19 protein-coding genes are annotated in these 19,163 nt (G+C 43.8%); 5 read left to right on the forward strand and 14 right to left on the reverse strand.

Translation table 11 applies throughout. The features are described 5' to 3' along the window. From B3014_RS02625 to B3014_RS02640, 4 genes are read right to left on the reverse strand one after another with little or no spacing between them, the layout of a single operon-like run. Nucleotides 1-417, reverse strand: a complete 417-nt coding sequence (locus B3014_RS02625) for a secondary thiamine-phosphate synthase enzyme YjbQ (protein ID WP_286304534.1) — start codon at nucleotides 415-417, stop codon at nucleotides 1-3. Further along, a complete protein-coding gene (locus B3014_RS02630) occupies nucleotides 417-1,460 on the reverse strand; it encodes an anthranilate phosphoribosyltransferase (protein ID WP_289244354.1) in 1,044 nt (347 codons plus the stop codon). The genes B3014_RS02625 and B3014_RS02630 overlap by 1 nt, the downstream gene beginning before the upstream one ends. Further along, nucleotides 1,460-3,481, reverse strand: coding sequence for an NAD-dependent DNA ligase LigA (gene ligA, locus B3014_RS02635; protein ID WP_289244355.1), 2,022 nt, complete (start codon nucleotides 3,479-3,481; stop codon nucleotides 1,460-1,462). The genes B3014_RS02630 and ligA overlap by 1 nt, the downstream gene beginning before the upstream one ends. Further along, nucleotides 3,465-4,283, reverse strand: coding sequence for a cell division protein ZipA C-terminal FtsZ-binding domain-containing protein (locus tag B3014_RS02640; protein WP_286304532.1), 819 nt, complete (start codon nucleotides 4,281-4,283; stop codon nucleotides 3,465-3,467). The genes ligA and B3014_RS02640 overlap by 17 nt, the downstream gene beginning before the upstream one ends. A gap of 62 nt (nucleotides 4,284-4,345) precedes the next feature. Here B3014_RS02640 and queF point away from each other — a divergent pair, with 62 nt between their 5' ends. Both queF and cysZ read left to right on the forward strand, forming a co-directional pair. Beyond that, complete coding sequence (gene queF / locus B3014_RS02645; RefSeq protein ID WP_091713966.1) at nucleotides 4,346-4,735, forward strand: preQ(1) synthase; 390 nt, start codon at nucleotides 4,346-4,348, stop codon at nucleotides 4,733-4,735. A gap of 88 nt (nucleotides 4,736-4,823) precedes the next feature. Further along, nucleotides 4,824-5,555, forward strand: coding sequence for a sulfate transporter CysZ (cysZ, locus tag B3014_RS02650; protein WP_289244356.1), 732 nt, complete (start codon nucleotides 4,824-4,826; stop codon nucleotides 5,553-5,555). Here cysZ and B3014_RS02655 read toward each other — a convergent pair. The 5 genes from B3014_RS02655 to B3014_RS02675 all read right to left on the reverse strand — a co-directional run bounded on the left by B3014_RS02655 (nucleotide 5,552) and on the right by B3014_RS02675 (nucleotide 10,759). Beyond that, nucleotides 5,552-5,758, reverse strand: a complete 207-nt coding sequence (locus B3014_RS02655) for a (2Fe-2S)-binding protein (RefSeq protein WP_289244357.1) — start codon at nucleotides 5,756-5,758, stop codon at nucleotides 5,552-5,554. The two genes, cysZ and B3014_RS02655, sit on opposite strands and share 4 nt — an antisense overlap. A 50-nt stretch (nucleotides 5,759-5,808) precedes the next feature. Continuing rightward, nucleotides 5,809-6,429: a LysE family translocator gene (locus tag B3014_RS02660; RefSeq protein ID WP_289244358.1), complete on the reverse strand. Its 621-nt coding sequence runs from the start codon at nucleotides 6,427-6,429 to the stop codon at nucleotides 5,809-5,811. 74 nt (nucleotides 6,430-6,503) lie between these two features. After that, nucleotides 6,504-6,653, reverse strand: coding sequence for a DUF3096 domain-containing protein (locus B3014_RS02665; RefSeq protein WP_286304528.1), 150 nt, complete (start codon nucleotides 6,651-6,653; stop codon nucleotides 6,504-6,506). Between the two features lie 45 nt (nucleotides 6,654-6,698). Next, entirely contained in the window at nucleotides 6,699-7,304 is a 606-nt protein-coding gene (locus tag B3014_RS02670; RefSeq protein ID WP_289244359.1) for an HD domain-containing protein, read from the reverse strand. Nucleotides 7,305-7,315: 11 nt separating this feature from the next. Further along, nucleotides 7,316-10,759 carry an acyl-[ACP]--phospholipid O-acyltransferase gene (locus tag B3014_RS02675; protein ID WP_289244360.1) on the reverse strand — a complete coding sequence of 1,148 codons (3,444 nt, stop codon included), beginning with the start codon at nucleotides 10,757-10,759 and terminating at the stop codon, nucleotides 7,316-7,318. Nucleotides 10,760-10,925: 166 nt separating this feature from the next. On the opposite strand from B3014_RS02675, the gene fucP reads away from it, so the two are divergent. After that, a complete protein-coding gene (gene fucP, locus B3014_RS02680; protein ID WP_289244361.1) occupies nucleotides 10,926-12,197 on the forward strand; it encodes an L-fucose:H+ symporter permease in 1,272 nt (423 codons plus the stop codon). A 353-nt stretch (nucleotides 12,198-12,550) separates the two neighbouring features. Beyond that, complete coding sequence (locus B3014_RS02685; protein ID WP_286304524.1) at nucleotides 12,551-13,822, forward strand: cation:proton antiporter; 1,272 nt, start codon at nucleotides 12,551-12,553, stop codon at nucleotides 13,820-13,822. 139 nt (nucleotides 13,823-13,961) lie between these two features. Here B3014_RS02685 and B3014_RS02690 read toward each other — a convergent pair whose 3' ends face one another. From B3014_RS02690 to B3014_RS02710, 5 genes are all read right to left on the reverse strand, one after another. Beyond that, nucleotides 13,962-14,273, reverse strand: a complete 312-nt coding sequence (locus B3014_RS02690; protein WP_289244362.1) for a DUF3861 family protein — start codon at nucleotides 14,271-14,273, stop codon at nucleotides 13,962-13,964. 190 nt (nucleotides 14,274-14,463) lie between these two features. Then, a complete protein-coding gene (locus B3014_RS02695) occupies nucleotides 14,464-14,928 on the reverse strand; it encodes a DUF2059 domain-containing protein (protein ID WP_286304522.1) in 465 nt (154 codons plus the stop codon). A gap of 31 nt (nucleotides 14,929-14,959) precedes the next feature. Further along, nucleotides 14,960-15,589, reverse strand: coding sequence for an NUDIX hydrolase (locus B3014_RS02700; protein WP_289244363.1), 630 nt, complete (start codon nucleotides 15,587-15,589; stop codon nucleotides 14,960-14,962). Nucleotides 15,590-15,640: 51 nt separating this feature from the next. Then, on the reverse strand, nucleotides 15,641-16,840 hold the full coding sequence (locus tag B3014_RS02705) for a hypothetical protein (RefSeq protein WP_289244364.1): 1,200 nt from the start codon (nucleotides 16,838-16,840) through the stop codon (nucleotides 15,641-15,643). 8 nt (nucleotides 16,841-16,848) lie between these two features. After that, nucleotides 16,849-17,244: a GFA family protein gene (locus B3014_RS02710; protein ID WP_289244365.1), complete on the reverse strand. Its 396-nt coding sequence runs from the start codon at nucleotides 17,242-17,244 to the stop codon at nucleotides 16,849-16,851. 201 nt (nucleotides 17,245-17,445) lie between these two features. Between B3014_RS02710 and B3014_RS02715 the strand changes: the two genes are divergently transcribed. Next, complete coding sequence (locus B3014_RS02715; RefSeq protein WP_289244366.1) at nucleotides 17,446-19,134, forward strand: glycoside hydrolase family 76 protein; 1,689 nt, start codon at nucleotides 17,446-17,448, stop codon at nucleotides 19,132-19,134. Nucleotides 19,135-19,163 lie beyond the last annotated feature (29 nt).

The raw sequence follows: 19,163 nt of genomic DNA on the forward strand, positions 1-19,163 counted from the left end.
TTACTCACCTATAATGGTCACGATCACGCGACGCCTCTGTTGATGGGCACGATGTTCCCATAAATAAATACCTTGCCAAATACCGAGATCACACTGTGCAGCACTCACAGGCATGGTCAGATCTGGATTGGTTAATACCGTCCGAATGTGAGCACTCATATCGTCAGGTCCTTCGTCTTGATGTCTGAACATGGGATCACCATCCGGCACTAAATGCTGCATAAAGGTTTCAAGATCGTGACGAACATCGGGATCGGCATTCTCACAGAGCATTAATGAGGCACTGGTATGTTGAACAAAGACATGGCAAGTACCTGTGCTTATTGCGGACTCTGCAACCAATTCTTGTATATCGCGGGTGATATTGGTGGTGCCACGTCCTAGCGTTTTGAATGTTAATGTACGTTGAAAAACCATTATACGAGTCCAGCCTCAAAGTGTGATTTGGCCTGACCACTATCAATGACTTGTCTGACAACATCAGCGGCTTTTCGCTGTGACTCAATCAGGCCACAATGCCAAAGTATGATCGCCGCACCATACACTAAACTGTCGTATGCCGCCCCTTTCTCACCGGCTAGGGCTTGCAGCCCTTCATCCAATGTTCGTTGAGCTGTGACCGTATGATCCGTCTTAACACCACGCGTATCTTGTTCGATGCCAAAGTTTTCAGGTTCCAGTGTGCAGGCCTCAACTGCGCCATTCACTAATCGATGATTATTTGATGCTTCTCTCAGCGTCGGGACTAGACCACCTTCCAGACCCCGTGCAATAAACGCAGAATCATAACCAAAAGCTTTTGCTAACCAAGCTAAAATATCGGGATATTCTTTATGAACAAAGCCGATACCTAAATGTGTTTTTTGCTTTGCTTTGAGTGGCATAATCATTTTTTCTAATGTTGCCAAGCTCGGACGTTTAATCATTTGTGTCCGTAGCGTTTCTAATGCAAATAATGCAGGACTTGCCTGAGCTTGATCTAAATAGGCCCAGCCAATCTGATTGTTCACTACCGCTTCAGCTGCTTCAGCTGTCGACTTTTCAGTACTATAGCCAGCCAGCTTTAAAACCTGAGCATGGGTAACACCAAATTTTGGCCCCATTTCAAATACGCCTTGTGACATTGCAGGTAAACCACAGGCTGCCAGAACAGCCGGTAAAAAGGCTGTCATCGGACAATGACGATTAAAACCATTGAATGGGTCAGAAAAAATAAATAACTGGTCGACATTGACTGATTGGCTATCGGTAATGGACTGACAGGCTCTGAGAATGCCTAAGTTCTCTTCATTAGTCTCCCGTTTCATTCGCATGGCAATAAAAAATATAGCTGCACGAACAGGGTCAGCCTGACCAGACAGAATTTCCATCATGACATCAAATGCTTCTTGCTCCGTCAGATCTTTACTGAGATGCGGTCCAGTGGCAACTTTTTTAATTGCGTCTGCGAGTGCTGTCATTATTTTTCCTGTGTTAACCAGTCTTGTAATGTTGCTTCATCAACTACATCAATACCTAATGATTCTGCTTTGGTGAGTTTCGAGCCGGCATCAGCGCCGGCAACCACATAATCGGTTTTTTTCGACACGCTCCCGGCTACTTTTGCACCGAGTGCTAATAATTTTTCCTTGGCTTCACTGCGCGATAAAGTCTGTAGCGTTCCAGTTAGCACAATAGTCTTACCACTCAAAGCCGTATTAGTCTGTTTTTTCTCTTCGTTTTGCCAGTGAATACCCACGCTTAACAAACGTTCAATCACTTCACGATTATGCGTTTGTTGGAAAAAGGTCTCAATGTGGTGAGCCACAACAGGGCCCACATCTTCAATCTCCATAAGACTCTCAGATGAGGCCTGCATCAATTCTTCCAGCGATGCATATTGCAAAGCCAAAGCACGTGCCGTGGCTTCACCCACTTCACGAATACCAAGCGCATACAGAAACCGTTGGAAACGTGTTGATTTTGCTGCATTCAAAGCATTCACCAGATTTTCAGCAGATTTCTGCCCCATACGTTCCAAACTGGCGATAGTGTCGACATCTAATAAAAATAAATCGGCGACATCTTTGATGTGTCCGGCATCCACCAGTTGTTCAACTAACTTATCCCCAAGACCGTCGATATCCAGGGCTTTTCTCGATGCAAAGTGTTTGATCGCCTCTTTCCGTTGTGCGGCACAAAATAAACCACCACTGCAACGCGATACCGCTTCCCCTTCTTCCCGCTCTACATCCGAGCCACAAATGGGACAAGCTGTTGGCATGACAAACTCACGTGCGTCATCAGGACGTTTAGTGATGATTGTCTTCACGACTTCCGGAATCACATCACCTGCACGTCGAACAATCACTGTGTCGCCGATACGCACATCTTTACGACGAATCTCATCTTCATTGTGTAATGTGGCATTAGACACGGTTACACCACCGACAAATACCGGCTTCAAGCGTGCAACCGGAGTCAAGGCACCTGTTCGACCGACCTGGATTTCAATATCTTCTACCGTAGTCATCTCTTCCTGTGCAGGAAATTTGTAGGCAATTGCCCAGCGAGGCGCTCGCGAAACAAAGCCAAGTCGTTCCTGCAAAACGGTATCATCGACTTTAAACACCACACCATCGATATCATATTCAAGGCTGTCGCGACGTACTGCCAGCTCATCGATATATTGCTGGCAGGCTTCTAAACCCTCTAATACTTTGAGTTCAGGTGAAATTCGACAGCCCCACTCTGCTATCAAATTCATAGCGGCAGAGTGACTGCTGGGACGCGACATACCTTCAATCACGCCAAGGCCATAACAGTAAATTTCCAGCGGTCTGGATGCGGTGATCTTTGAGTCAAGCTGACGCAACGATCCGGCTGCAGCATTGCGTGGATTCACAAATGGTTTTTTATTATTTGCCAACTGAGACTGGTTCAACTTTTCAAAACCAGCTTTAGGCATAAAAATCTCACCACGAATCTCAACAACCGCAGGAATAGGTCCACCTTGTAACTTCAATGGCACAGAATTGAGGGTGCGCACATTGGCAGTCACATCCTCACCTGTGGAACCATCGCCTCGCGTTGCTGCTTGAACCAGGACACCATTTTCATAACGGATACTGATGGCAAGACCATCAAGTTTGGGTTCCGCCGCATAGGTTTGTTCTTTATCAGTATTCAACCAATCCCGCACACGTTTATCAAATGCAGCTAACTCTTGCTGATCAAACACATTGTCCAAAGACAACATGGGGATGGCATGCTGAACTTCATCAAACTTATCTAACGCTTGACCACCAACACGCTGTGTAGGCGAATCGGCAGTGAGTAACTCAGGATGCGTTTGTTCTAAGCTCTGCAGTTCCCGAAATAAACGGTCATATTCACTATCCGGTACTTCTGGATTATCCAATACGTAATACTGGTAACTGTAGTGATTGAGAGTATCGCGCAACTCGGCAGCACGCTGCCTAACATCAATTGAAATAGTCATTCGACAGGTGATCACTTTCAGCTTGAACGGACATTTGGTACTCGAAAATTTTCGTACGCATCGACTCTATGGCGGCATCACTCACAGGCTGTCGAGTTTCATCACACAGCACGCCACCTAATGATTGCGTCATATTTTTAGCGGTATCCAGTAGGTCATCAAATAATGCCAAACCACTTATTGGTGCGGGTAATCGCGCAAAAATCAGTAAGCCCGGGGTCGACATGGACACAAATTTATCAGGTAAAAGTGTGCCAGGATCAATGATATTCGCCACACTGAATAACGACTGTTTGCGTGAACCTTGGGTAAACCGATGATAAATCTGCATATCACCAAAATGTAAGTCCTGATTTTCCAGCGCGGCCTTGACCTGCTTACCTGAAAACATCGTGCCTGACTCAGCCATAATCGTAAACGCAATAACCATGTCCCAGTCTTGCGCTGGCGCAGGTTCTGGTTTGGCTTTCTTAGCTGGTTTTTCTTGCTGAATATCCTGGAGTGGTGGCTCTGGTTCTGCACTCACAGCTTCTTCATTGGAGAGTGGCTCATCAAACAAGTCCATGTCGACTTCGCTGGATTCTGTTTCACTAAACGACGAAGTTGGGTGTGGCGTCTGTTCATGCAACTCTTGTTCAAAAAGTGCGTCAAAGCGTTCTTTGAATTCGTCGTCTTCATCGTTGTGAAGATCCAGTTCACGCTCAAATTCCCTGGCACGTTGCTGGCTCTTGTAATTAGCGTACCAACTGACGCCAACAAACGCGATGATAATAACGATAATGAGGATAATTATTTCAGACACTTAATATAATCTTTCACTTAAGAGATAATAGTCATTTTATTTTATTACTTTAGAGAGCATCCATGTCTACACAGCCAAGCAAACAATTAGAAACTTTCGATAATGCAACACCGGAGCGCGATTATACCATTCACATCGAAACATCTGAATTTACCTGTCTGTGTCCCAAGACCGGACAACCCGATTTTGCCACCATCAAACTGGACTATGTACCAGATGAAAAATGCGTTGAATTAAAGGCCTTTAAACTTTATATGTGGTCATACCGCGATCAAGGCGCATTTCATGAAAAAGTGACCAATACCATTCTTGATGATTTGGTAGCGGCATGTCAGCCAAGATTCATGCGCATCACAGGGATATTTAACGTTCGTGGCGGCGTTTACACCACAGTCGTAGCGGAATATCGTAAAGAAGGCTGGGTCGCACCAGAGCCTGTCACACTTCCATAAATGCATAATGAGCGATACTGATTCCAGCCAGTATCGCTTTTTTCTATATGACGCTAGTTATCAAATCTAAACACTGAATGAGGCCATTATGCGAAAAATGATCCAGGGCGCACGATACTTGATTCAGGGGTTTAGCTTAATTAATCAGCCTGGCATCAGACGATTTGCCTATTTGCCGATGCTCATTAACACCTTGCTGTTTAGTGGTGCCATCTGGTTTGGCTTATCTCATTTTGATGGTTGGCTTGAGGCGTTGATGCCCGACTGGTTACCGTCATGGTTGGAAAGTGCTCTGACTTGGATCATCTGGCCGCTGTTTGTTGTGCTACTGGCATTAATTATGTTTTTTACCTTCTCCATAATCGCCAATATCCTAGCGGCACCTTTTAATAGCATTCTCGCTGAAATGGTTGAAACCAAGATGTCAGGAGCCAGTCCACCCGATATGCCATGGACGCAAGTCATCAAAGACACACCAAAAATGGTGATGAATGAACTGCGTAAAACCGCTTATTTATTACGATGGATGCTGCCATTATTACTGTTGTCTTGGATACCCGGTTTAAACCTTATTGCGCCAGTCTTATGGTTTTTCTTCTCAAGCTGGACGCTTGCACTTGATTATCATGACTACCCCATGGGGAATCATTTATTAGGTTTTAAAGAACAACGTGACAAACTTCGCCAACACCGAAGTCTGGCGCTGGGATTTGGTTTTGCTACGTTGCTTGCCACCATGATTCCTATCGTTAACTTTTTAGTGATTCCTGCCGCAGTCGCTGGGGCAACGATGCTTTACATAGAAAACCTAAAAACTTAATCATCTAAGCCCTGAACTAATTCATCCAACAATGTTTCAAGATCCCATTCGCAAGAACCACAGCCAGACACTGCACCGGTTTTGCGAGAGATAATATCAATATCAACTATTCCCTGTTCAAACAGGCTTTCTACTTTGGCTCGGGTTGTGCCACTACAATCGCAAATGACTTCATCCAGACGCGTCTGGCTATCATCACTCATATTTATCTCTTCCACCTCTGTTTGATACTCATATCGATGTGAGTTGCTAACTAATTAAACTGACTCAGAACCATATCCACAGTTAGCCATAATGCAATTAGACACAAAATGACTGACATGAACCGATAACTTTTTTGCAAAACGACAGCACCTTGAACATGCTTGGCAAGCAAGACATAAGCTAATTTTACCCAAGCTACGGCAATCGCAGTAGTACTTAACAACATAAGCAATGAAGATAATGTGATATCGCTGCTACCGAGATAAACAGGCAAGATGCCAAGGTAAAAAAATATCGCCTTATAATCGACTAAGGTCAAAGTAAAACCAGCCATAAAGCTAGCCAAGCTAGTTCTTTTTCCTGAAGTTGCCATAGCAGCATAACGATAAGGCGAGTGCCAAAGCTGATAACTGAATAGCACTAAAATAATGATTGCCATTATTTGCAGTAGCCACCGGTGTTGCTCAAGCCACATAGCCACTATCGTCAGTCCAAACATGGCTAGTAACAGATACAGCAAGTCTGCCGCTACAATTCCCAAGCAGACCATAACACCCTGTGATACGCCGCCTGATAAGGTACGTGATACAACCAGCATCACACTGATACTTGGCAAAGCCGCCATTGCAGAAAGCAGAAAAAATAAGGCGATGCAATCTAATATCGTCATAACGCTGTCATAGGGATAAACATAAAAAAGCCCCGATGAAATGTCGAGGCTTCTTCATCATTACGTGTTTTATCTCATGGTGTTAAATTAATACTGGTACCAAATAAGCCAACTAAACCAATAATAATCAGATAAATCGCAACAATGTAACTCAATAGTCGCGGTACCATCAGAATTAAAATACCGGCAATTAATGAAATCAGTGGGGTTAAAGCTAAAGTCATTTCTCTCTCTCCTTGTTATTGGAACAAATGAGTATGCCTGTGAGGTTATTCAGTGGCAACTTCCGCCGCATCATCAGCTAACAACCACCCCTGTTGAGTAGCATAATCAATCTTCTCACTCAGCCATTGGTGTAGTTCTGGAAAATCATCAGCAATAAAGGCATGCGCATTTTTAACTTGTGAAGCCCTAATCTGGTGTGACTTCCAGGTTTTACCTTCAGCGGCGATATTCAATAAAAATGGCAGTAGCCTGTCTACTGTTTTCATGAGTTTTGCTTCAGTACTGTGACCAAACTCCTGCTCATCCCATAATGTAAGCAAGTCTTGAATATGATTACCGCTATGTTCTGAAAAACGTTGTACACACAGCCTCTCAGCTTCATTGGACGTTTTTCTTTCTTTTGAATATAGAAAAGTATCACCGGCATCAACTTCACCTAAGTCATGCACTAATGCGTATTGCAGCAATTTAGCCATATCGACATCAAGCTGGAAATACGCCGCTATATTCCAGCAAGCCATAGCAAGATGCCAGGAGTGCTCAGCAGAATTTTCTAAACGCTCACCACCCGTAATATAACTACGACGTTGAATGTGTTTTAAGGCATCCAACTCCAGAAAAAAGTTGGTTACCTGAAGCATATCCATCATACCCATACCCGTTATTGAACAGCGTGTGCAGCAAGTTTTTTTGCTGCATTCAAATCAGTCTTGCCCGTCCCCAGTTTTGGAATGTCTTCGACATATAGCAGTTTACTAGGCTGCATCAGCGGTGATAACTGCTCACTGATAGCTTGTTTTATATCAGCCTCCGCCTGTTCTTGCGTGTATAGCAGCACCACTTTTTCGCCTTTTTTCTCATCAGCGACTGTCGTGGTCAGAATATCGACCTCCTCACTGAGGTGAGGTTTTAAAGCCGACTCAATGGCACCAAGACTAATCATTTCACCGCCGACTTTGGCAAAACGGGAATAGCGATCAACAATGACCAGAAACCCATCCTCATCAAGATGACCTTTATCTCCTGTGTGATACCAACGCACACCATCTTGTTCAGTAATGACAGACTCCGTTTTTTCCGGATCATCAAGGTAAGCAATCATCACTTGATTACCACCAATCAAGATTAAACCATCTTCACCAGCGGGTAAGTCTTCGAATGTGTCTGGATTAACAATTCTGAAACGTGTGCCCGGTAATGGCATACCAACGGTACCTAGTTTGCTGCCAATCTGTGTGGTTAGAGTATCGGGAGCCAGTTTATCTGGAATATTGACACTAGCGACCGGGGTTGTCTCCGTTGCACCGTATCCTTCATAAATGGTTTTATTGAATTTGATTTTGAAGCTATCACGTACTTCCGGATTCAGTTTTTCTGCGCCAGAAACCACAATCCGCAAAGAGTCCAACATCAAGGGTTCGACTTTACGGTTGCGGACATACATACGCAAAAATGTCGATGTACCACAAAGTATGGTGCCACGGAATGTCGCAATCCCTTTAGCAATATTCCTGACATCTGTTGGGTCGGGATGACATATCACGGGTAGCGACTCTACCAGCGGCAAAAATGTCGTGACCGTCAATCCGAAAGCGTGAAATAAAGGTAAAACAGACATCACGACATCATCACGTTCAGTATTAAGAACATCAGCTACCTGCCTGATATTACTCATAACATTTCGATGGGAAAGTAATACCCCTTTTGGTGTACCTTCACTACCGGATGAAAATAAAATGACAGCCGGGTCTTCTGCTTTGACGGCCTTCATATAACGTGCTTTGATAACTTCCAACGGCATTAACCGAACAAAAACCATCATACTAATGAAGTCGCGCTTTTTAATGTTCTGACGCAAATCTTCCATATATAGTACATGTTTGGCCGTATCCAAAAGACTCGCATCAAACCCTTTATTAGCCAGTTTTTCAATAAATTTTCTAGACGTGATAATGGTATTAATATCAGCTTTCTTGCTGGCTGCTGCTAGTGCCTCAGCCGATGCAGTGAAGTTAAGGTTCACCAGTGTTTTGCCACTCAATAAACTCGCAATATTGGCTATCACTCCGGCACTGGAGCTTGGCATTATGATGCCAATGTTTTGATGGTAATCAGCAGGTAGCTGCTTAGAAAATAAAATAGCGGCACTTAACATCCGGTGACCACTGGTGGCTGATCCAATAATATCCGCCGCAGCCATTTCACTGCCCTGCCGCTTTAAACCTTTAATGATGGCTTCAGGCAACGTTTCCAGACTTTCGGTATAGTTTGTCCAGGCATCTACCGACAGTTGTAAAACGGCTTGTTTCACAGCAAAGCGATCTGAATTAATCGCGAGAGGTTCGCCAAAGGCCACAATTAAGTCCGAAAACGACTGCTTACTACGTAAGGTTTTCAAACGATCACTGGAGCGTGAGAAACGACTTCCCCATAAACCACGAAGATAGAACGGTACTATCACCGCATCAGCATCAGCAGCAGCCACTTCAAAACCACGTTGAAACTCACCTAGGTGCCCGTTACGGCTAATGGCGCCTTCGGGAAATAAACAGACGACTTCCCCTTTATTTAAACTTTCTCTGACCGCATCCAAGGCCTGTTTACTTGCGCCCGTCCCTACAGGAATAATGTTAAAAAACTCAAAGATAAAGCGCAGATACCAACGCTCATATATGGATTTTGCCATCACAAACCGTAGCGGACGTGGACTGGCCATTTGCACAATTGCCCAGTCAATCCAACTGATATGGTTGCCCAGCATTAATACGCCACCACTCGCTGGAATTCTTTCCATATTTAATACAGTGAGCCGATAACGAAGCGAAAACACCAATGAAACAACCAGACGCGCTAATGATTGTGGTAATTGTGTGATGGTATAGATGGCACCGATTATGGCCACCGCTAGTAAAATCGCAAAAATCCCGAGGCTATTCATGCCTGCATAAGCAGCCAGAATCGTTAGCAACAAGAAAGACAGCATGGCAATGTTTTGAACAAAGTTATTGCCCGCCAGTATTCGGCCCATCTGCCCAGACTTAGCGTGATATTGAATCAATGCATTAAGTGGAACCAAATAAAGCCCACCGAATACGCCAAGTAAAAAGAAATTAACCGCTTGTAAAAAAGGTGTAATGGCAAAACTGACAAACGCTACACTCAATGCCACGCCCATCGCGCCAAGAGGAACAAGCCCGGTTTCGATATAGTTGGACGACATCTTACCCGCTAAAAAAGCCCCAATAACGATGCCGATACCGGCAAAGGCCATCGTACCCTGAATAATGACCGTATTATCGATACCAGCAATATCTTTAGCAAAAGCAGGAAAAGTGGCCAGCATGACCTGGCAAAGAGACCAGAACACGGCAAGCCCAATAACAGACCGAAAGATTACTTGGTTGCTAGTCAAATCCTTCATAATGCCCACGGCTGAACGACCACTCAGATACGCTTTAGTATCAAACTCTTGCTCTTTGCGTACAGATGACTTCGGCTCAAGTTTTAAGGCTGCTAACCACTCGATTAGGGAAAGAGCCACTAAGACCCAACCTAGAGGCGCAATCAATGGCAAGATATCTTCTGCTTGATAATAATAGTGTTTGCTGAGTAAAGACTCGAAACCAAAACTAAAAGCCAGCGTCCCCAGCAAAATCGCGGTGGTGGTCACAGATTGAATAACACCATTACCCGAGGCTAGGTTTTTAACACCGACCACTTCCCTGATATAACCATATTTGGCGGGAGAATAAATGGCACTTTGAATCGATAAGGCCAGCGTCATCAGAAAAGCGGCCCAGAACCAAGCCATATAATAAAAAATCGTAATTAGAACCGTCGCAACAACTGCAGATAAGGCACTGTATTGCATGACTTTATTTTTCGGATATTTATCCGCAAGAAAAGATGATGGCGTCATCATCAATATGAACGGTAATAAAATTAAAGCATTCACCAATGCTGACAGCATGATTTGTACATCACCATCATAGGTTTTAAAGATAGTGTTTTGAATCAGAATCTTATGCCCCAAATCAACAAAGGCATTTAAAAAAGCAATCAGGCTGAATAATAAAAATCCTTTAATAGCAAATAATGCTCGCATGCACAGTCCTTTTGATAAATCATGAATGACAGGCAACACAATACAACAGCTATTTAGTATTAGGGAAGTGTCGTACCCTTGTTGCTGATACTGGACAAATGACAGTTATCTAGGCGAGTATCGACTATAACTTTATTAATGAGTTACGCAACGTTGCGGAGACACAATGACTGAACTCAAACCCTTTGTTTATCGTGATAAACGCCATATCTTTTTGTTATTGATAATTTGTTTTGCTGCCTGGGGTGTAGCCGCCAATATGACGGATCCCCTGGTGAAAGTATTCAGCAAAGTATTTGTCATGAGTCAGGTGGAGGCAGCATTGGTTCAGTTTGCCTATTATGGTGCCTATTTCTGCCTAGCCCTGCCAGCTGCTTTCATTAATCGTCGTTACTCATACAAGACAGGTGTACTGACGGGGTTAGGTTTAGCCACATTAGGGGCTTTTGCTTTTTACCCAGCAAGCCAGGTCATGGATTATCACTTTTTTCTGATGGCCCTATTCATGCTTGCCGCCGGCCTTTCAATATTAGAAACGTCAGCCAACCCATTTGTGATGTCGCTTGGCCCGGAAGACAATGCCACGCAACGGCTGAATTTGGCTCAGGCTTTTAACCCGGTGGGTACCAACATAGGTGTGTTTCTTGCGGCGACGCTGATCCTCCCCAATCTTAATGTCGCTGATGCGACTGCACGCGCCATGATGCCACTGGAAACCTTACAGCAGGTTCAAGCAGAAGAACTAACAGCGGTCATGTTTCCTTATGTCGCCATGGCGTGCATTTTATTCATTATCTGGCTACTTATTTTGCTGATAAAAATGCCGACAGCGAGCAGCGTTAACCCGCAGGAAACACGCAGTAATATACAGGGCTGTTTCGGGCGCTTATATGGTAATAAACATTATCGCTATGGCGTTATTGCCCAGTTTTTTAATGTGGCCGCACAAGTCTGTATCTGGACCTATACCATTCAGTATGTACAGGAAGCCATTGGTGGAACTGAAACCCAAGCAAGTCGCTATTTACAATACAGTTTGCTTGTTTTTTTGATAGCCAGGTTCACCATGACTGGCATTATGTCACGCTTTAACCCGTCAAAGTTAATGCTGATTCTGGCATTAACAGGATCGATTTTGTGCGTCTATGCGGCTAATGTGCCTGACATAACAGGAATATGGGCTGTGGTGATGTTATCCGCTAGTTTATCGCTTATGTTTCCAACCATTTATGGTGTGGCACTGCAAAAGCTGGGGGGAGATACAAAATTTGGCGCGGCAGGATTAGTCATGGCTATTTTAGGTGGAGCCATAGTGCCTCTTCTGCAAGGCAGTTTGGTTGATAATTTTACAACGGCACTCTCATATCTGGTGCCAGCAGGTTGTTTTTTAGTTGTTGCAGCTTATGGCTATTTTGATATTCGGTATTATCGCATATAAAAACGGCTTAACTTGATGAGCAATTCGAAATCAGGGCTTATTCTTTAACGCCCTTATGTATCGTCAAAATTAGTTTTTACAGGCCAGTTGATTAGGATTAAACTTACTGCGATTTCTGAACGGCTGGTGAAGTTCAGAGCAGAAGTAGTATGGTTCCACATCTCAATTTGTTTGTTAGCAAATTCCAATATTGGCGTCACTTCTATCATAGTATGGCGCTGACATCGTTAGTAGGACTATCTGTGTCATTGCCAGCTCTTCATACCATCAGTTTTATCACTATTTAAGTACTGTTCTCACAGTGGCGTTGGGTCGTTTGCTCTGAAAACAGATCTTAAAATTTGGAGCAACCCATGAACGCTTGGTATTTCCTCTGCTTTTTATCGGCGGTGTCGGTATTTATTGCTTTTGCTAATCAATACTTGCTCAGGTTGCAAACCACTATAGCTATCACCACAGGTTCTGTGGCCATGTCTCTGCTTTTAATCGCCTTGATTAAGTTTGGTGGCAACGATCTTGCCACGTCTATCAGTGATGCCTTCGAGGGATTGAACTTTAACCTCTTATTATTAAAGGGGATGTTAGGATTTCTGCTCTTTGCTGGTGCCTTGGAAATTGATCTCCACCTGTTGCGTCAGCAGCGCTGGGAAATCACTATCATGGCGTTATTTTCCACGCTACTCTCCACGGTGTTGATTGGCTATGCCAGCTTTTGGGTGTTAGGACTCTTGGGCTGGGACTTGCCATTGATTTACTGCATGTTATTCGGTGCCTTAATTAGCCCAACAGATCCCATTGCTGTGCTGGCCATTATCAAAAAAATGCATGCACCAGAAAAAATATCGGTGCAGGTGGAAGGCGAATCCCTGTTTAATGACGGTGTGGGCCTAGTTGTTTTCACGACTATTTTTGCCTTAGCTTTCTCTGGTGCTGAGCCGACTTTTTCTGGCGTTGCAGAACTATTTTTAGTGGATGCTGTAGGCGGTATTGTGTTCGGTGCCGTACTGGCTTTTTTAGCTCACTGGTGTATCTGTAGAAGTAATGATTCCAGTATCGAATTACTCATTACTCTCTGTATTCCCAGCGCTGGTTATGCTCTGGCGAATGTGATTGATGTATCTGGTCCTTTGGCTATGGTTGTCAGTGGTATTGTGATTGGTAATATCACACGAACAGTTGGATTCTCTGAGCACAGCCAGTTCACCCTATCTCATTTCTGGCATACCGTTGATGCTTTCCTAAATGCCCTTTTATTCCTGTTAATCGGTCTGATGCTGGTGATTTTACCAGTCAGCTGGACAGAGATTGGATTAGGACTGGTCATGATTCCACTGGTACTGCTTGCCCGTTTTGCCAGCGTTGCCTTGCCATACATCGGCTTCAAACGGTTCCGCAGCTATGACGCACATGCCATCAAGATTCTGACTTGGGGTGGTTTGCGTGGTGGTCTTGCTCTGGCCATGGCCGCATCGACACCCAAAGACGTGCTATATATCAATGGCGTTGATTATCACACTTTGTTGTTAATGATGACGTATGTGGTCGTGATTTTCTCTATCGTTGTACAAGGCTCAACAATTGCGCCACTGATTAAACGTAGTATAGAAGCGCAGAAATCAACTTAGATATGACACGGCACGACTTTGACTCCGTCGTGCCGTGATTTACCTACCCAGCTTCTGGCTTAGAAGCTAGCATCCGTTAATTGAATTATTTACTGAATAAGCTGTTAAGTTTTCCAGCTTTCAGATGGTATGTCTCAGCCTAACCGTAGTGGCTACGGACATCAGGTTCAGAAGCGTGTTTGAGCAAATCGATAAAGTGAGTGAGAAATGGTCGGAAATCAGAGAAGATGGCTTCATGTTTCCTTTCTGTGACAGCATCATTCAAGAGCTTTAATGCTGAGGCCAAGGAGGTAGCGGATTCAGTATTGAAATCCCCTCTCTTTTGCAGAGACGCTGCCATCTGTAATAACTCATCCTGATTATCAATGTGAAAAGACAGTGGTGAAAGACTATAAATAGTCGCTTCATCATTTATGTTCGGCTGCAGCATGACTTTCATTGGTTTATTCATCAGCAATGACTCCTTAGGTCGGCTTAGTGCTGATGAGATTTCCTGTATTACTGAAACACAGTCAACCTCATCTTTAAGCAAGAGTATTGCTAAAACCCAGTTAAGGCTGGGTTAAAACTGAAAAAAATGTAGGGTCAGTGCATTAACATCCAACCCACTAACTCATATCAAACCGGCTCACTAACAGGAGCTACTTCGCTTCTTTTTTGAGGCGCTCAGCTTCCGCTTTAATCATCGATTCAAGTTCACCAATATGCGCCTGAACGCGCTTAGCACCAATTTCTCCGCCCTGACGCATAAGTTGAGGCATCAATTTAATCGCTTTTTGTCCGGTTTTACTGCCATAAAACTCACGAATATCTGTTAATTCCTGTGCAGTAAAAGCATCGGCATAGATACGAATAATGTCCGGTTTTAAGCTTTCATAACTCATATATTTACTGAAAAATTCCTTCATGACAGAGCGAAATGGCGACAAGGAAGGGTTATTATTGATTTGCACATCTAACATCTGCTGCATTGACTGCTCAAGTGCCGACTGCATACCGACGGCATCCATTAGTTTCGCCGCTTCTTTTTCTGACTCGGTATCGGCAAGCGTGATCTGTGTGCTGGCTAACAATAAGGCCAATGTGCATATTTGTATAAATTTCATTTTATCTCCATGGGTAAAAATTGGTGTTTAATTAATCAAACAAAGTCGGTCTTGAAGGGTCACATAGAAACTCCCAGGCATGTTCGATATCTGAGGCAATCACCCTGCCTTGAGATAAGGGTGGGAGATCATCGATAGCAAAATAGCCGACATCATCCGTTTCCATTCCTGCTTTGATCTCCTGCTCTGGCATAGCCTCACACAAGAAAAAGAGCTTATAGAAATCCCGGATATCTGGCTTATAGTCACCTTTTGCTTTATGTCTTACTGCATATAAATGTGAGGCTTTGACCAAAATACCCGCTTCTTCAAACATTTCTTTTTCAGTATTTTCTGCCGCTGATAATCCCAAGTCGGCATAACCACCAGGTAAGCTCCACAAACCATCCATTTTCTCTTTCACGAGTAAGACTTGTTTCTCTTTGAAAACCACACCACGCACATCAATTTTGGGCGTAATGTAACCGCCATCATCCACATCAGGGCGGAATAAATTTTCAATGGCAGCAAGGGGGGTATTGGCTAATGAAGCAAGCAATTGCTGAGCTAAGCCTGAAATATCCCGATAACGTTCCAGGTCATATTCGTTATGACTAAACTCACGGCCTGTCTCGGCAATGGCATGTATACGTTTTACAGCTTGTAGCCAGATATCTTCCATCCGTCTCTCCTTCCCATCACTCATATTTTTATGTCAACACGACTGATACGGCTAGCCACCAGAAGGTATACCAAACATGAAAACACTAAAACAAATCAGCGCGATCAATGTAAAAAATACACTATGCCACATGACTTTCTTTTGATAAGCCAGTATCGCTGCCACCAGGCTTTGGATGAAATAAAACAGAGCAAACGCACGCGAGGCATAAGCGATAATCTCATTCACATTTGTAGCCCATGTCAGCAAAACAGTCACAAGGGTAATAGCTATATAGACATACCGCACGGGTAGTTTATGTTGCAAAATATCCTGAACCAAACCACCGGCACCAGAGGTGTCAGCAACAGCCGCACTGAACTGACTCCCCACAGCAGCAATCGATATCAGCATTGGTAAGACTACCGCTACCGGCAACATAATATTGGTAATCGCAGTAACATCGGCATCTAATCCGGAATGGAATAAGACGGTGGACAAGCCAATAAACAATAGATAGATAACGGCTGAAGCTAATTGCGCCACTCGCATTGTTTGAATACGCTCATCAGCCGAATGCTCAGCCTGCAAATAGCGCGAGGTTTCAAAGCCTTGCACAACAATCAATAACCCCAGCAAGACACGAAAGTCATCCAAATTAATTGCAGATGAAATGTCGGGTAGCTGCCACTCTCCCCCGCTCAATAAATGAATGTTGTAAACCAACAAGGCAAACAACAATCCCACAATCATGCCCAAGTTCAAACTGACAGCATAGGTTTCAACTTTCTCCAATTCCCCCAGTCCACGCCAAATACCGATACCACCAATAAGGATGAGCAAACTGCTTGTGATGACATTAGCGTACATTTCATCATCAAGCCCCATTGCTTTCAGAACAAAGGCAGCGAGTAATTGCAAATAATAGGTGACAGAAATGAAATAAGCGGCAGCTAACACAATTCGTGATATGAAAGCAATATTTTGAACAGTACCCTTTTCGTGTTCTATAGGCTCAAAATGACGAATATTAAAGCGAATAGCATGACCCACGGCATACGCTAATAACAACAGTAAAGCCATGCAGAACACAGCAAAATTACCGACAGTATTCGCCAGCAATGGTGCGCTAATCAGAAAACCACTGCCCATAATCGATGCCAGCGGTGTGACAGTTGCTTTCCAACAGGAAGAACTTCTCAGTCGTTTAGAAAAAGCGAGATATAACGCCACCGCCAAAGCGATAATAATGATCGAGCTATTGAGTATCATCAAAAAAACTACGGACGTTGTGGAAACTGAGGCAAGTCATCACAAATCTGATGCCATGGCGCTTTTGAACTCACAAAGATGTGTGCTTGTACTTGGATATCTACCGCCGTATCTAGTGTGCCCAAACGTAGGCGTATGAGCTCGGGCATGCTGGCTCGTTTGCTGTAAAGTTGTGATCCACAATGCTGACAAAAAACTCGAAAAACACCAGGTGAAGATTCATATTCAGCTAGAGCAGCCTGACCTTTCTTGAGTTTAAAATGTTCAGTCTCCACTGCTGCATTGATAGCGTAAGCTGAGCCACTGGCTTTTCGACAATTTTCACAATGACATATCATTGTGGGCCCAAGTTCTGCTTCAATCTCATACTGTACAGACTGACACAGGCAGCTGCCTTGCAACATGAATAACCTCTAGATAGTAATTGAATCACAGCGAATATCGGTGATCCGCTGTAGACGTTCATAAAAGCCTAGCTTACACCATCCCCTTTTCTTTCTGAATTGAAGATTTCCATTATTTCTTTTTATTCACGGATAGTTTTCAGATTTTACCCATCCAAGTACGCAACGATGATCAATTTATGGCTTTAAAAGGAGATAGGTATGATGAGATTTGTTATGAGTGTGGTGCTCACTATTTTGTTTATCCCACTAGTGCACGCCGACCAAGCTAAAACAAAATTAGAGAATGAAGCACTACACATTGATCATCAGACTTTTCGAACGGAAATCGTTAACTATGTGAGAAGTGTTGCTTTAGACAATGAAGATAATTCAACAAAAACAGCGCTGGTCGACATAGAAAACGCGTGGCGTAATCATTATCAACAAACGCACTGGCAGATTCACATCAACAGTTACCACAATGGCGAGCAGATTGGCGCTGGCAGCGCAGAAGGTCCATCGCTGACGGATGTACTGCAACAAGCCACGAAGTCTTCGCTGGGTGACACGCTTGTTAAATCGAAAACAGATCTAGATGATTATTTCTTCAAAATCAGTTTTGACTATCACCCTAACCAGGTCTACGCCATGGTCAATAATCATAATCAGGCGTATGAAATTCAGGGGGATCGCGTCATTGTCCGCCATGTCGACAGAGAACGTGTCAAGACACAAATAAAACAGAGTAAAGCGTATTTGCTACGCGCGATTAATAGAGACTACTCAGGCGTTTATAAATTTTATGATGCCGATCAAGATACTTCTGAGAAATTGCTGCGGACCACATACTCAGCCACGACACTCAATACGCTCATTCGTTTAAATCAATTTCAAAAAGACATTGAGTTACAGTCATATTTTGATGGAATGGCACAATTTTTACTCGATAGACAGTTAACTTCTGGTCCCAATGCCGGCGGCTTTGATTATGGTGTCGATCCGCAAACGAACGAAGAAACCTGTCGTGTAGTGGTCGGCACCACATCAAAAACGCTCTTTACATTATTACAGTTACATCAAATGACACCGGAGGAAGAAAAATACCTTAAAGCTGCTCAATCTGCTGGTGATTGGCTATTAAAAATGATTCAGGAAGATGGCAAAGTGACCCCTGTGGCAGAGTGCACAAATAACGAGTGGACCTACTCCGATAAACAATCTATTCTCTATTCAGGCCAAGTGGTCTCAGCGCTCTCACGGCTCTATGCCATTACAAACAATACAAAATACCTCGATGCGGCCAAACTCGTAGCCGGTCATTTAATACGTGAAGTCGGATTACATGGTGCGCTGGTTGGCGATGACTATCGCCCTGCCAACTCCGTTTCATCGAGCTGGATCATGATGGCATTAATCGATCTGGCCAAAGTAGACCCCACACCGGTCTATAAAAAAACCATTCTACAAATTGGTGATGTGTTATTGGAACGCCAGATCAACCAGGCAGACGATGCTTATAACCATGGTCGATATCTTGATGCGATGACCACCAGTGGTAATGGCTGGATCAATGAAGTTATGGGGGAAATGGTACCGTTTTGTGAGCAGCAGAACCTCGGCAACTGTGACCAATATCGCGATGCAGTTCGTAAAACCAGTCGCTGGTTATTACAAAACACCTATAACGAAAACAATACTTATGCGCTTGCTAACCCCAAGCAGGCTATCGGTGGTTTCATTAATAACTTCACCACACAAAAAGTCAGAACAGATGCCGTCAGCCATGGTCTGAATAGCTTACTGAGTATGCTGGAAAATGAACCCGAAGACGTAAACGTTTTCATTGATTTACCAGAACGTGATCTGGCTGAACTGATGCCCTTGCTTCGAGCAGGTGAAAATAACTAATCCAATAAATAAGGCGGCCATTGGCCGCC

The sequence above is a fragment of the Methylophaga sp. UBA678 genome (assembly GCF_002299105.1).
Lineage (GTDB): Bacteria > Pseudomonadota > Gammaproteobacteria > Nitrosococcales > Methylophagaceae > Methylophaga > Methylophaga marina.

Bases quoted from the DNA above. Each gene is read 5' to 3' on its own strand.
- B3014_RS02625 (WP_286304534.1), bottom strand. From the start codon at position 417: ATGGTTTTTCAACGTACATTAACATTCAAAACGCTAGGACGTGGCACC.
- B3014_RS02630 (WP_289244354.1), bottom strand. From the start codon at position 1,460: ATGACAGCACTCGCAGACGCAATTAAAAAAGTTGCCACTGGACCGCAT.
- ligA (WP_289244355.1), bottom strand. From the start codon at position 3,481: ATGACTATTTCAATTGATGTTAGGCAGCGTGCTGCCGAGTTGCGCGAT.
- queF (WP_091713966.1), top strand. From the start codon at position 4,346: ATGTCTACACAGCCAAGCAAACAATTAGAAACTTTCGATAATGCAACA.
- cysZ (WP_289244356.1), top strand. From the start codon at position 4,824: ATGCGAAAAATGATCCAGGGCGCACGATACTTGATTCAGGGGTTTAGC.
- B3014_RS02655 (WP_289244357.1), bottom strand. From the start codon at position 5,758: ATGAGTGATGATAGCCAGACGCGTCTGGATGAAGTCATTTGCGATTGT.
- B3014_RS02660 (WP_289244358.1), bottom strand. From the start codon at position 6,429: ATGACGATATTAGATTGCATCGCCTTATTTTTTCTGCTTTCTGCAATG.
- B3014_RS02665 (WP_286304528.1), bottom strand. From the start codon at position 6,653: ATGACTTTAGCTTTAACCCCACTGATTTCATTAATTGCCGGTATTTTA.
- B3014_RS02670 (WP_289244359.1), bottom strand. From the start codon at position 7,304: ATGATGGATATGCTTCAGGTAACCAACTTTTTTCTGGAGTTGGATGCC.
- B3014_RS02675 (WP_289244360.1), bottom strand. From the start codon at position 10,759: ATGCGAGCATTATTTGCTATTAAAGGATTTTTATTATTCAGCCTGATT.
- fucP (WP_289244361.1), top strand. From the start codon at position 10,926: ATGACTGAACTCAAACCCTTTGTTTATCGTGATAAACGCCATATCTTT.
- B3014_RS02685 (WP_286304524.1), top strand. From the start codon at position 12,551: ATGAACGCTTGGTATTTCCTCTGCTTTTTATCGGCGGTGTCGGTATTT.
- B3014_RS02690 (WP_289244362.1), bottom strand. From the start codon at position 14,273: ATGAATAAACCAATGAAAGTCATGCTGCAGCCGAACATAAATGATGAA.
- B3014_RS02695 (WP_286304522.1), bottom strand. From the start codon at position 14,928: ATGAAATTTATACAAATATGCACATTGGCCTTATTGTTAGCCAGCACA.
- B3014_RS02700 (WP_289244363.1), bottom strand. From the start codon at position 15,589: ATGGAAGATATCTGGCTACAAGCTGTAAAACGTATACATGCCATTGCC.
- B3014_RS02705 (WP_289244364.1), bottom strand. From the start codon at position 16,840: ATGATACTCAATAGCTCGATCATTATTATCGCTTTGGCGGTGGCGTTA.
- B3014_RS02710 (WP_289244365.1), bottom strand. From the start codon at position 17,244: ATGTTGCAAGGCAGCTGCCTGTGTCAGTCTGTACAGTATGAGATTGAA.
- B3014_RS02715 (WP_289244366.1), top strand. From the start codon at position 17,446: ATGATGAGATTTGTTATGAGTGTGGTGCTCACTATTTTGTTTATCCCA.